Annotated in this window: 14 protein-coding genes; 10 read left to right on the top strand and 4 right to left on the bottom strand. The window is 72.4% G+C overall.

The genetic code is table 11. The features are described from left to right. Positions 1-59: 59 nt before the first annotated feature. Complete coding sequence (locus tag ACWGL3_RS26510) at positions 60-215, bottom strand: hypothetical protein (RefSeq protein WP_267946874.1); 156 nt, start codon at positions 213-215, stop codon at positions 60-62. Positions 216-299: 84 nt separating this feature from the next. Beyond that, complete coding sequence (locus ACWGL3_RS26505; protein ID WP_267946873.1) at positions 300-1,133, bottom strand: exonuclease domain-containing protein; 834 nt, start codon at positions 1,131-1,133, stop codon at positions 300-302. 150 nt (positions 1,134-1,283) lie between these two features. Here ACWGL3_RS26505 and ACWGL3_RS26500 point away from each other — a divergent pair, with 150 nt between their 5' ends. Together ACWGL3_RS26500 and ACWGL3_RS26495 are read left to right on the top strand one after the other, a co-directional pair. Beyond that, positions 1,284-1,502 (top strand): hypothetical protein, encoded by a 219-nt coding sequence (locus tag ACWGL3_RS26500; protein WP_267946872.1) that lies wholly within the window; start codon positions 1,284-1,286, stop codon positions 1,500-1,502. A gap of 37 nt (positions 1,503-1,539) precedes the next feature. Continuing rightward, positions 1,540-1,929 (top strand): hypothetical protein, encoded by a 390-nt coding sequence (locus ACWGL3_RS26495; protein WP_267946871.1) that lies wholly within the window; start codon positions 1,540-1,542, stop codon positions 1,927-1,929. Between the two features lie 85 nt (positions 1,930-2,014). On the opposite strand, the gene ACWGL3_RS26490 is transcribed toward ACWGL3_RS26495, so the two are convergent. Further along, complete coding sequence (locus ACWGL3_RS26490; protein WP_267946870.1) at positions 2,015-2,620, bottom strand: cupin domain-containing protein; 606 nt, start codon at positions 2,618-2,620, stop codon at positions 2,015-2,017. A gap of 544 nt (positions 2,621-3,164) precedes the next feature. On the opposite strand from ACWGL3_RS26490, the gene ACWGL3_RS26485 reads away from it, so the two are divergent. Together ACWGL3_RS26485 and ACWGL3_RS26480 are read left to right on the top strand one after the other, a co-directional pair. After that, positions 3,165-3,401 carry a hypothetical protein gene (locus ACWGL3_RS26485; protein ID WP_267946869.1) on the top strand — a complete coding sequence of 79 codons (237 nt, stop codon included), beginning with the start codon at positions 3,165-3,167 and terminating at the stop codon, positions 3,399-3,401. A gap of 109 nt (positions 3,402-3,510) precedes the next feature. Next, positions 3,511-4,098, top strand: a complete 588-nt coding sequence (locus ACWGL3_RS26480) for an RNA polymerase sigma factor (RefSeq protein WP_267946868.1) — start codon at positions 3,511-3,513, stop codon at positions 4,096-4,098. Between the two features lie 164 nt (positions 4,099-4,262). On the opposite strand, the gene ACWGL3_RS26475 is transcribed toward ACWGL3_RS26480, so the two are convergent. Then, positions 4,263-4,793, bottom strand: a complete 531-nt coding sequence (locus ACWGL3_RS26475) for an inorganic diphosphatase (RefSeq protein WP_267946867.1) — start codon at positions 4,791-4,793, stop codon at positions 4,263-4,265. A gap of 76 nt (positions 4,794-4,869) precedes the next feature. Here ACWGL3_RS26475 and dacB point away from each other — a divergent pair, with 76 nt between their 5' ends. The 6 genes from dacB to folE all read left to right on the top strand — a co-directional run bounded on the left by dacB (position 4,870) and on the right by folE (position 12,034). Then, the gene (dacB, locus tag ACWGL3_RS26470; RefSeq protein WP_267946866.1) at positions 4,870-6,240 is read left to right on the top strand and encodes a D-alanyl-D-alanine carboxypeptidase/D-alanyl-D-alanine endopeptidase; all 1,371 of its coding nucleotides are present in this window, start codon (positions 4,870-4,872) and stop codon (positions 6,238-6,240) included. A gap of 140 nt (positions 6,241-6,380) precedes the next feature. Continuing rightward, positions 6,381-7,463: a zinc-dependent metalloprotease gene (locus tag ACWGL3_RS26465; RefSeq protein WP_267950543.1), complete on the top strand. Its 1,083-nt coding sequence runs from the start codon at positions 6,381-6,383 to the stop codon at positions 7,461-7,463. After that, positions 7,460-8,476 carry a tRNA lysidine(34) synthetase TilS gene (gene tilS / locus ACWGL3_RS26460; protein ID WP_267946865.1) on the top strand — a complete coding sequence of 339 codons (1,017 nt, stop codon included), beginning with the start codon at positions 7,460-7,462 and terminating at the stop codon, positions 8,474-8,476. The genes ACWGL3_RS26465 and tilS overlap by 4 nt, the downstream gene beginning before the upstream one ends. A 139-nt stretch (positions 8,477-8,615) precedes the next feature. Then, positions 8,616-9,170: a hypoxanthine phosphoribosyltransferase gene (hpt, locus tag ACWGL3_RS26455; protein WP_267946864.1), complete on the top strand. Its 555-nt coding sequence runs from the start codon at positions 8,616-8,618 to the stop codon at positions 9,168-9,170. Between the two features lie 261 nt (positions 9,171-9,431). After that, complete coding sequence (ftsH, locus tag ACWGL3_RS26450; RefSeq protein WP_267946863.1) at positions 9,432-11,438, top strand: ATP-dependent zinc metalloprotease FtsH; 2,007 nt, start codon at positions 9,432-9,434, stop codon at positions 11,436-11,438. Beyond that, positions 11,435-12,034, top strand: coding sequence for a GTP cyclohydrolase I FolE (folE, locus tag ACWGL3_RS26445; protein WP_267946862.1), 600 nt, complete (start codon positions 11,435-11,437; stop codon positions 12,032-12,034). The genes ftsH and folE overlap by 4 nt, the downstream gene beginning before the upstream one ends. Positions 12,035-12,097: the final 63 nt, after the last annotated feature.

Here is a 12,097-nt window from a genome sequence, read left to right as displayed (position 1 = left end):
GGCGCGGTCAGGCCCGCGCCCCCGCGGTCGCCGCCTCGCGGTCCCTCCCGGCCCGGACCTCAGGCGCGCTGCCGGTTCTGGAGCCACCCCCACACGGCGGTGGCGACGAACAGGATCGCGCCGATGACGGCGAGCCAGACCAGCCCCTTGATCACCACGCCGATGATGGTGAGGATCAGCCAGATCGCCAGCAGTACCAGGATGAGGTAGACCATGTCGCCTCCTGAGGATGTGCGTTCTGTGGGGGTGGCCTACCCGTTCGCCGGGGTTCCGCACATCACGGGCCGCGGGGAGGGCCCTCAGGGCCAGGTGCCGTCCACCACGGTCCCGTGGTCGGGCTTGTTGCTGTCCATCCACGCCTGGCGGTTGCGGGCGTAGGAGAGGGCCCAGTCGACCTGGCGCCGGTGCAGCTCGGCGAGGTCCGCCGAGGCGAGCCCGGGGTGGCGGGCGCCGATCTCCTCGGCCAGGGCCAGTGCGGCGGAGGCGTCGCCCCGGGCCGTGTGGGCATCGGTCAGCTCCACCCCGTAGTACTCGCACATGGCGCCCAGGTTGCGCTTGCCCTTGCGGTAGGGCTCCACCCCGCGGTCGATCACGAGCGGGTCCACCACGGGGGCGGGAGGCCCGCCCAGGCGCTCCTCCAGGGAGGCCAGGCCGTACCGTCGCAGTTCGCAGGAGAGGACCCGCAGGTCGTAGGGGGCGTTGAAGACCACGAGGCCCTGGCCGGCGGAGAGCTGGTCGGCCAGGGCCCCGGCGATCTCCTCCAGGCACTCGGCGGCCGGTCGTCCCTCGGCGCGGGCCCGTTCGGTGCTGATCCCGTGGACCGCCACCGCTCCCGCCGGGATCTCCCGCTCGCCGGGGCTCACCAGCCAGGTGCGGGCCCTGCCCTCGCGGTCCACGAGGGCGGCCGACACCAGGAAGGCGGTGTCGGGGTCGCGGGAGGAGGTCTCGGAGTCGAAGCCGAGCAGGGGGGTGGTGTGCCAGCCGGGGTGCGCGCCCCGGGAGGGCGGGACGGGGCGCGGCTCGTGCTCGGCGCAGTAGGTGAGCCAGCGGCCGTCCCCCTTGAGGACGATCCCCTCGCCGGTACCGACGGCGACCTGGCAGGTGGTGCATGTCCCGGGGTAGCGGTTGCGCATGGATTCCTCTCGGCCGGATGGTCGGCACTGCTGTGAGCAGCGGCGATGTTCCATCGTAGAGCGGCTCTGCGACAGTCGGGGAGGGGGTGGGAGGGGCGGTGCCGGTGGGGCGCGTGTGTGCGGGGGCCTTCTTCTGGGGAGGGGAAGGGCATGAGTTTGGAAGAGGCATCACGTCAGCTGGAAGCAGCCATCCACGACGCACGGGTTTCCTTCGACTGCATCCTGTTGGAGGAGCTCGACCGCGCGCACACGAACGCGATCACCGCCAGAGCCGCGGTCGACGCGGCGGAGCAGGCCATCAGGGTGGAGTTCGAGAGGCGGGAGGCCGCCAAGGAGGACTCGTCGGAGACGACGGGGACCGCCGACTGACCCGCCGTCGAATCGAACATATTTTCGATCAAAGGGTATGCTGGTCGGCATGCCCGATCAGCCGCTGACGCCGGACTGGCCCGCGAGTGTTCACCCGCCCGGGTCGGACTCCTTCGAGCAGACCGCCCTCGTGTGGCTGTTCGACCACGTGCCCGCCGACTACCGGCTGCACGGGGTCCTGCGTCGTCATCCCGTAGCCCTCTCCCGGCTGGCCCGCCAGTACGTCTCCGCGGCGCTGGAGGCCGCCCGGGAGGGGTACCGGACCGCACGGGTCGACCTCCGCGACCACCTGCCCCCGCACGCGCTCGACCAGGTGATGAACGCCTACCTCGCGGAGGGGCAGCGCATGGCGGGGGTCCTGCGGTCGGTCGAGGCGGTCGACGCGGCGCTCCGCTCGGCCACCGGAGAACGGGGCGCGGATGTGTGAGCGCCCCGACGCGGGACCGCGCACGGGGGCGTTGTCCGGGCGCGGACGCCCCGGACACGGGACGGCGGCCGCCGCGCGCGGGCGATCAGGCGGTCACCCGGACCACCACGGCCACCTCGTCCCCGGTGTTCACCAGGAAGTGGTGTCCCCGCGCGGCCCCTCCCACGGGTGCGCCGACCACGCGGGCCCGGCCCTCGGCCAGTTCCGAGGCCGAGCGCATCTGACCGTCGGGGGCCGACGCGATCAGATGGGCGCGACCGCTGACCAGGTAGAGGACCTCCATGCCGTGCGGACGCGCGGGGTGGTCGGCGGGGCCGGACACGAAGCTGTTGGGTTCGAGGGCCACGGTGGTCACCCGCAGCCGGCCGCTCGCGTGGCGGCGGGCGGCGCGGGGCGCCGGCTGCCAGTGCCCCCGCCGGGTCGGCCACAGGGTGGGTCGGCGCAGCGAGGTCGCGGCGCCGCGGGCGGCCGCCACCAGCCGGCCCAGGGTCGGCAGACGTCGTTCGCCCAGGTGGGCATAGCCGGAAGGACGTCCGGCGTCCACCACGTCGCCGATCCCCTCCAGCGAGACCGGCCCGGGGGCCGGGGACGGGGTGTCGGAGGGGCGGCGGGCGGCCGGCGCCGACACGGCGGACGGCGGGGCCTCGGAGGACGGGAGAACGGCGGTGGGGTCGAGAGTGCGCTGGGGCATCGTGAGAGGATCTTTCCCGTGTGCGCGCCCGTGTGTCGGGAACGCGCGGATGTCGTCGGTGGGTCCCGGCGGGCCGGGCGGCAGGTGCGAGGTCTCCGCGCCTACGCGTGGAGACGGGAATCACCCTGCGGGATGCGCCCCGTGTCCGGACCACACGCCGAGGTGGTCGGATCGGAGGGGCACGCGGTCGAGCGACGGCGTACGGAGACGCCTCAGAATCGGCTCAGCGACGACAACACGGACACGCCGCACAGGCCAGGTGGCAGGGGGCCCCGGGGGCCGTGCGAGCCGTGGCGTCGGTGCGGGTGCGCGGATACATAGGTGCAAGGACACCAGCAAAGTCCGGGAGGAGTCAAGCCATCGTCGGGAATCGCGCGTGTCGGCCACCTCACCCCGGAGGAGCGCCGGGTGTGTTGCGGGTGGCGCTGCGCGGTGGTGACATGTGGAGCCCGAGTACGGCGTGCGAACACCGCCGGAGCGGGCACCATCCCCCAGCCGTAGTGACAGGAGCGGCCGTTATGGCATACCTCCCCAGAAGGCACAGTTGAACCCCGAGACCCCGGGGCTGTGGGCGCGTGTGCTCGTGCGCGCGCTCGTCGTCGCGGCCGCCGCGGTGATGGCGCTCGGCTTCCTCGGACCGGGCGCGGCCGTCCTGGTCGCCGCGCTGACCGCGCTGACCTTCGTGCTGCTGTGGCTGCGCGCGCGCCACCAGAGGTCCTCCCGGCCCCCCGGCGGAGCCCCCCGCCCCCCGGAGCCCCGGGGTCCCCGGGACGCGGACTGAGGGGCCCGCGCGCACCGGTTCCTTCGGTTCGACGGGCGGAGTGCAGGTACGGCACGTCTTTCGACAAAGGGGGATGTGCCGCCCGCCGCGCCGCGTAGATTCTTGGTCTATGACGGACCAGGATCTCCTCCACGCCCTGCGCTCCAGTCGCATACCGCGGGCCGACGCCTACGCGAGGCTGCTCGACGCCTACGGGGAGGAGCTCTACCGGCGCTGCATCCTGGTCCTGCGCGACCGCGACGCCGCGCACGTGGTGCTCAGGGACACGCTGATCGCCGCCCGGGCGCACATCGGCCGGCTGGAGGAGCCCGAGCAGCTGGGGGAATGGCTGCACGCCCTGGCGGAGGCGGAGTGCGCCAGGCGGCTCGCGTCCGGCCTGCGGACGGCCGCGCCGGTCGGGATGTCCATGCCCGAGAGGACCGCGCTGGTGCCGGTCCGGGTGCTCAACGGGATGAGCGGGCCCGAGCTCGACGGGTACCGGGCCCACGTGGCCGCGCGCGCCGACCACTTCGACCGGAACGGGTTCCCGGTGCGGCCCGACGGCCCCCTCCGGCTGCGGGGGGTGGTGGCCCTGGCCCCCGTCGCGCTGGCGGTCGTGTGCGCCCTGCTCCTGGTCGCGTTCGCCGGTTTCGTGCTCGCCCGGGACCACGCCCCCGAATCCGCCCCGGGGGAGGCGATCCCGCAGAGCCGGAGATGACGCCGGCCGTCCACAGCCCCTACCGGGGCGGGGCGAACCGGGGTTTCATGGATACAGGGGGGCCGCCGGTCCCGACGGCACCGGCGTGCCCCGACGGCGGAGGGCCGGTGGGAACGTCCCCACCGGCCCTCCGCCGGCACAGCCGGACCACGCGTCGGCGACGCCTACTTGTCGCCCTCGGTGTCGGAGATGTGCGAGCTGTCGCCGTGCGCCCCCGCCTCCTCCGCGCGCTTCACGGAGGCCACGATCTCCTGCTCGGCCTCGTGGCGGCCCACCCAGCTGGCCCCCTCGACGGACTTGCCGGGCTCCAGGTCCTTGTACACCGTGAAGAAGTGCTCGATCTCCAGGCGCTCGAACTCGTTGACGTGGTGAATGTCACGAAGGTGCTCCTGGCGCGGGTCCGTCGCCGGAACGCAGAGCAGCTTGTCGTCACCACCGGCCTCGTCGCGCATCCGGAACATGCCGATGGCGCGGGCCCTGATCAGGCAGCCCGGGAAGGTCGGGGCCTTGAGCAGGACGAGGGCGTCCAAGGGGTCGCCGTCCTCGCCGAGGGTTCCCTCGACGAAGCCGTAGTCCGCGGGGTAGGTGGTGGAGGTGAACAGCATGCGGTCGAGGCGGATACGACCGGTCTCGTGGTCCACCTCGTACTTGTTGCGCTCCCCCTTGGGGATCTCGATCGTAACGTCGAATTCCATGCTGATCTCGGCTCCCAATGCGACTAATGTCGCCGTATAACAACAACGTCAGGCCGCGACACCGAAGGAAGGGCAGGTGCCCCGGGTGCGACGGGTACGAGGCGAGGGGCTCCTCGCACTGGCCCTGCTCAACATATTCGTGCTGATTGCCGGGTTCGTAGCCCTCGACGTGATCGAGGCTCGGCCGCTTCCCGCAGTGCCCAACCCGGTCACGAACGCCGAGGGCGTGGCGGCGGCGGAACCCGCGGCCTCGACTCCGGCGGACCCGGAACGGATCGCGGACATCCTTGATGATCCCATGTCGTCCCCGGGGCTCGAGGAGGGCCTCTCCGGTTACGTCGTCGACGGAACGACCGGTGAGACGCTCTTCGAGAGTGACGCGGACACGCCCGTGACCCCCGCTTCGACGACCAAGATCGCCACGGCCGTCGCCGTCCTGGACACCGTCGGCCCCGATCACGTGCTGCGCACCGAGGCGTACCTCGACACCGGCGCGAACCGGGTGGTGCTGCGCGGAGGGGGCGACACGACCCTGACCGCGACCGCCGACTCCGCAGCTTACCCGCAGGTAGCCACACTGGAGGAGCTCGCGGCGCGCACGGCCGAGGCGCTGGCGGCGGAGGGCGTCGACGCCGTCTCCCTGGGCTACGACGACTCGCTGTTCGCCGGCCCCGGGACCCCGGAGGGCTGGAAGCCCAACTACGTCCCCGAGGGCAACGCGGCCCCGGTCACCGCACTGATGCTCGACTCCGGCCGGGTCTCCCCGGAGGCCAGCGGTTACGGCTCGCGCACGACGGAGCCGTCCCTGCACGCTGCGCGGGCGTTCGCCGAGCAGCTGGAGCGGGCGGGCGTCGAGGTCGAGGGCGAGCCGTCGGAGGCCACCGCCTCGGGCGAGCCCGTGGCGTCGGTGGAGTCGGCGCCGATGGCCTCCCTGGTGGAGTTCATGATGCTCGCCAGCGACAACATCCTGGCCGAGTCCATGGGCCGGATCACCGCGATCGAAACGGGGGAGGAGCCCACCTTCGACGGCGCCACGGCGGCCACCGAGCGGATCGTGTCCGGGCTGGGCGTCGAGGGCGTCTCCCTGACGGACAACAGCGGCCTCAGCACCCGCAACCGCATCACGCCGCGCGCCCTGGTCGAACTCCTGGAGCTGGTCGCGAGCGGCGAACGCCCCGACCTGGGCGCGGCGGTGACCGGGCTGCCGACCGCCCACGCCACCGGCACCCTGGCCGGGCGCTACACCGAGGGCTCCTCCGCCCACGACGCCGCGGGCCTGGTGCGCGGCAAGACGGGCACGCTCAACGGGGTGGCCACCCTCGCCGGAACGGTCCACGACCGCGAGGGCAACGTGTTCGTCTTCGCCTTCATGGCCAACAACCCGGCGGCGAGCGGCTACCAGCTCGACTCGCTGCCCGCGGCGCTCAGCCGCTGCGGCTGCTCCTGACCGCTGCCGCCCCTCCGCTCCGGGCGCCCGGAGCGGAGGGGCGATTCGGCCGGTCTCAGGGGTATCCCTGGGGGCACCCGGAATTCCGACCCTGATCCCCGTGCCCTCCGCCGCTGCGTGGGTAGGCTGGCGGTGTGACTGTGATCGACTGGGACGTAGCCGTCAACACCGGTGTTCGCCTCGTGCGGCCTGGGCCGCAGGTGGACCTCTCCGACGCACGGCAGGCCGTGGCGCAGTTGCGCGAGCTCTCCACCGTGGCGGCCGGGCACGTGCGCGACTTCACCGGAATGAACCCCCTCGAACCAGCGGGACCCGCGGCCGTCGTGGACCGCCCCGGCTGGATCCGAGCCAACGTCGACGGGTTTCGAGTGGTCATCGAACCCGTACTCGAGCAAATGGGCGCCGACCGGCTCAACAACAGCCCCGCCGGGAACCTGACCAGCGCGGTCGGGTCCCGGATCACCGGGATGCAGCTGGGAGCGATGCTCTCCTACCTGGCGGGGAAGGTCCTCGGCCAGTACGAGCTCTTCCTGCCACCGGGCCCCGACGGCGCCGTGTCGACCGGCCGTCTGACCCTGGTGGCGCCCAACATCGTCAACGCCGAACGCGAGATGGACGTCGACCCCCGGGACTTCCGGCTGTGGGTGTGCCTGCACGAGGAGACCCACCGCATGCAGTTCACGGCCACGCCGTGGCTGCGCGGGCACGTCCAGGGGCTCATGCAGGAGCTCCTGCTGTCGTCCGACATGAACGCGGGCGACCTCATCGACCGGCTGCGCGCGGCCGGCGAGGCCGTCGCTGACGCCGTCCGCGGGGGCGGGGAGACCAGCCTCATCACCGCGATCCAGAGCCCGGAGCAGAGCGAGATCATGGACCGCGTCACCGCGGTCATGAGCCTGGCCGAGGGGCACGGCGACTACGTGATGGACGCCGTCGGACCCGAGGTGGTGCCGACCGTCGCCACCATCCGCGCCCGCTTCCAGAAGCGCCGCGAGTCCGTCAACCCCCTCGACCGGATCATGCGGCAGCTGCTGGGCATGGACATGAAGATGCGCCAGTACGAGGAGGGCGCCGCCTTCGTCCGCGCCGTCGTGGCCGACGTCGGCATGGCGGAGTTCAACAAGGTGTGGACCTCGCCCGAGACCCTCCCCACCCTGGAGGAGATCCGGAACCCGCACACGTGGGTCGCCCGGGTCGTCCGCCCCGCCGCCATCACCGAGTGAGCGGGCCGCCCCCCGCCGTGGCCGCGGTGCGCTCGGCGGTCCGGCGGGCGCTGTCCGCCCTGCCCTCCGGCGCCACGGCGCTGGTGGCGTGCAGCGGCGGTGCCGACTCCCTGGCACTGGCGGGGGCGGTGGCCTTCGAGGCGCCGAGGTCGGGGAGGGCCGCGGGCGCGGTCACCGTCGACCACGGGCTCCAGGAGGGGTCCGCGGCGCGGGCGGAGGCGGTCGCCCGCGTCCTGCGCGGGCTCGGGCTCGACCCGGTCCTGTCCAGGAGGGTGGAGGTGGGCGCGGACGGGGGGCCGGAGGCCGCCGCGCGCCGTGCCCGCTACGACGCCCTGGAGGGCGCCGCCGCCGCGCACGCCCCCGCGGTGGTGCTGCTCGGCCACACCCTCGACGACCAGGCGGAGACGGTCCTGCTGGGGCTGGCGCGGGGGTCGGGGGCCCGCTCCCTGGCCGGAATGGCGCCGCGCACCCGCGGCTACGCGCGCCCCCTCCTCGACCTGGACCGCGCCACGGTCCGCGAGGCGTGCGCCCTCATGGGCCTGGACCCCTGGGAGGACCCGCACAACCTGGACCCCCGCTTCGCCCGGTCGAGGGTGCGCCACGACGCGCTGCCCGCCCTGGAGAGGACGCTGGGGCCGGGGATCGCCGCGGCCCTCGCCCGTACGGCGGCGCTGCTGCGGGCCGACGCCGACACCCTGGACTCCTTCGCCGACGCGCTGTACGCGCAGGCGGCCGAGACGCCCGCCTGCCTCCCGCCGGTCCCCGCGGCCCCGGTCGGGCCGGAGCTGGCGGTGGCCCCGCTGGAGGCGGCCCCCGACGCGCTGCGCACGCGCGTGCTGCGCCGCGCCGCACTGGCGGCCGGCTGCTCCGCGAGCGCGCTGACCGCCCGGCACGTGCGCGAACTGGACCGCCTGGTCGTCGACTGGCGTGGCCAGGCCCACATCGACCTGCCCGGGGGCATCAGGGGGCGGCGCGCCGCGGGCCGTATCCGGTTCGAGGCCGGAGCCCCCTGAACCCTCCCCGCCTGCCCGGCATGTCCGACCTGCGCGGACGCCGAGGGGACCGGGGGCCGCCGGTCGGGGGCCGTACCCGTGTTCGGCACGTTTATCCTGGTTGCCGCAAACGGGGAACCCAGCAGCGAGGACAGTGAGCGTGGACGCTAAGGACATGGGTCGGGACCTGGAGAAGGTCCTGGTCACCGAGGAAGAGATCAACGCGCGCCTGGCGGAGCTCGGTGCGCGGATCGACGCGGACTACGCGGGCAGGGACCTGCTGATCGTCGGAGTGCTCAAGGGCGCGGTCATGGTGATGGCCGACCTGGCCCGGGTGCTGCACAGCCCCGTCTCCATGGACTGGATGGCGGTGTCCTCCTACGGCGCGGGGACGACCTCCTCCGGTGTGGTGCGGATCCTCAAGGACCTGGAGACCGACATCAAGGACCGCGACGTCCTGATCGTCGAGGACGTCATCGACTCGGGCCTGACGCTCTCCTGGCTGGTGGGGAACCTCAAGTCGCGCGGGCCCAGCTCGGTCGAGGTCTGCACCATGGTCCGCAAGCCGCTGGCCTTCGACGTCGACCTCGACGTCAAGTACATCGGCTTCGACCTGCCCAACGAGTTCATCGTCGGCTACGGCCTCGACTACGCGGAGAAGTACCGCAACCTGCCGTTCATCGGCACTCTCGCCCCGCACGTCTACGAGGAGTAGCCCCCCGGGAACGCCGCCGCGCGGCCCCCGCGCGGCGGTGGGAACGCTCACGGGAACAACCGGGCGGGGTGCCGTCGTTGCTCTCATGACGACCCCGCGTCCGGCTTGCCGAGCGGTGCTCCCGCCCGGTGGGGTGCGGTGTACCGTCGAAGGTCCCGGCGTTCTCGCGGGGAGCCACGTGTCCGTTTGGTCCTGCTTCGGATAGTCCTCTGGGGCGGGCGGCCTGGTCAGGAGGGACGGACCCGACAGGGTTCCGCTCACATGAATCTGAAGCGTTTTTTCCGCGGCCCGTGGATCTGGGTCCTGGCCGTCGGCCTCATGCTCATCATCGGTTTCCGCGTCTTCGACGTCGGTGGCGGACCACAGCCCACGGAGACCGACACCTCGACCGTCTACCAGCTCATCGAGCGGGACGAGGTCGACAACGCCGAGATCGTCGACCGCGACCAGCGCATCGTGCTGACCACGACCGACGACGAGATCTACGAGGCGTACTGGGTGGAGGGGCAGGGCCTCCAACTGGCGGACATGCTCCAGGAGTCCCTGGAGACCGAGGGCAGCAGCCTCGAGTCCTACGAGGTCACGGTCGCCACGACCTCCGTGTGGACCACCGCCCTGTTCAGCCTGCTGCCGCTGATCATCATCATCGTCATCTTCTGGTTCATCTTCAGCCAGATGCAGGGCGGCGGCTCCCGGGTCATGAACTTCGGCAAGTCCAAGGCCAAGCTCATCACCAAGGACACGCCCAAGAACACCTTCTCCGACGTCGCCGGCGCGGACGAGGCGATCGAGGAGCTCCACGAGATCAAGGAGTTCCTCCAGAACCCGTCCAAGTTCCAGGCGATGGGCGCCAAGATCCCCAAGGGCGTGCTCCTGTTCGGCCCGCCCGGAACCGGTAAGACCCTGCTGGCCCGCGCCGTCGCGGGCGAGGCCGGGGTCCCGTTCTACTCCATCTCCGGCTCGGACTTCGTGGAGATGTTCGTCGGTGTCGGCGCCTCCCGTGTGCGCGACCTGTTCGAGCAGGCCAAGGCCAACGCTCCCGCCATCATCTTCATCGACGAGATCGACGCCGTCGGCCGCCACCGCGGCGCGGGCATGGGCGGCGGCCACGACGAGCGCGAGCAGACCCTCAACCAGATGCTGGTCGAGATGGACGGCTTCGACGTCAAGGGCGGCGTCATCCTGATCGCCGCCACGAACCGCCCGGACATCCTCGACCCGGCGCTGCTCCGCCCGGGGCGCTTCGACCGGCAGATCGTCGTCGACCGCCCCGACATGGACGGCCGCCGCGACATCCTCAAGGTCCACTCCAAGGGCAAGCCGCTGGCCGACGACGTCGACTTCAACGTCATCGCCCGCCAGACCGCCGGGATGACCGGCGCCGACCTGGCCAACGTCATCAACGAGGGCGCGCTGCTGTCCGCCCGCGCGGACAGCACGGTCATCACCCACGCGGTCCTGGAGGAGGCCATCGAGCGCGTCATGGCCGGTCCGGAGCGCAAGACCCGGGTCATGTCCGACCAGGAGAAGAAGATCATCGCCTACCACGAGGGCGGCCACGCCCTGGTGGGCCACGCGCTGCCCAACTCGGACCCGGTGCACAAGATCACGATCCTGCCGCGCGGCCGTGCCCTCGGGTACACGATGTCGGTGCCGACCGAGGACAAGTTCCTCACCTCGCGCTCCCAGATGATGGACCAGCTCGCCATGATGCTCGGCGGACGCGCCGCGGAGGAGCTCGTCTTCCACGAGCCCACCACCGGCGCGGGCAACGACATCGACAAGGCCACCAACCTGGCCCGCAACATGGTCACCGAGTACGGCATGAGCGAGCGCCTCGGCGCGCGCAAGTTCGGCTCCGGCAACACCGAGCCCTTCCTGGGCCGGGAGATGTCGCACGCCCGCGAGTACTCCGAGGAGATCGCCTCCATCATCGACGAGGAGGTGCGCCGCCTCATCGAGTCCGCGCACGACGAGGCCTACGAGGTCCTCGTCGAGTACCGGGACGTCCTGGACGACCTGGTCGTGGCCCTGCTGGAGAAGGAGACCCTCACCAAGACCCAGGTGCTGGAGATCTTCGCCCCGGTGACCGAGCGCCCGTCGCGGGGCTCCTACACCGGCTACGGCAAGCGCCAGCCCTCCGAGCGGCCCCCGGTGCGCTCCAAGAAGGAGCTGGCGGTCCTCAACGGGGCGGAGGTGCAGACCCCGTCCGCCAACGGCCGCCTGCCCGAAGCCCCCTCCACCGGCACCGAGGGAGGCGACGCGTGAGCGGAGCCGGCGAACTGCCGCCCAGACCGGTGGACCGTCCGCGCATCGAGCGCGCGGTGAGGGAGATCCTCATCGCGATCGGCGAGGACCCGGACCGCGACGGCCTGGTCAAGACCCCGGAGCGGGTGGCGCGCGCCTACGAGGAGCAGTACGCGGGGCTCGGCCAGAAGCCGGGCGACGTGCTCACCACGGTCTTCGAGGCCGACCACGAGGAACTGGTCCTGGTCAAGGACATCGAGCTCTACTCCACGTGCGAGCACCACCTGGTGCCGTTCTACGGGGTCGCGCACGTGGGCTACATCCCGGGCGCCGACGGCCGCATCACGGGCCTGAGCAAGCTCGCCCGGCTGGTGGACGTGTACGCGCGCCGCCCGCAGGTCCAGGAGCGGCTCACCGGCCAGGTCGCGGACGCGATCATGGACCACCTCCAGCCCCGCGGCGTGATCGTCGTGGTCGAGGCCGAGCACCTGTGCATGACGATGCGCGGGGTGCGCAAGCCCGGGGCCCAGACCGTCACCTCCGCGGTGCGGGGGATCTTCCGCAGCAGCGACCGCACCCGGTCCGAGGCGATGAGCCTGATCCTCGACCGGCGCTGAGGGCGCTCCGGGGGCGGAGCCCCCGGAAGTGACGTCGCGGACACCCGGCCGGGGGCCGGGGGC

The organism is Nocardiopsis sp. NPDC055824 (assembly GCF_053616335.1).
This window is presented reverse-complemented; position numbering and strand designations above follow the sequence as displayed.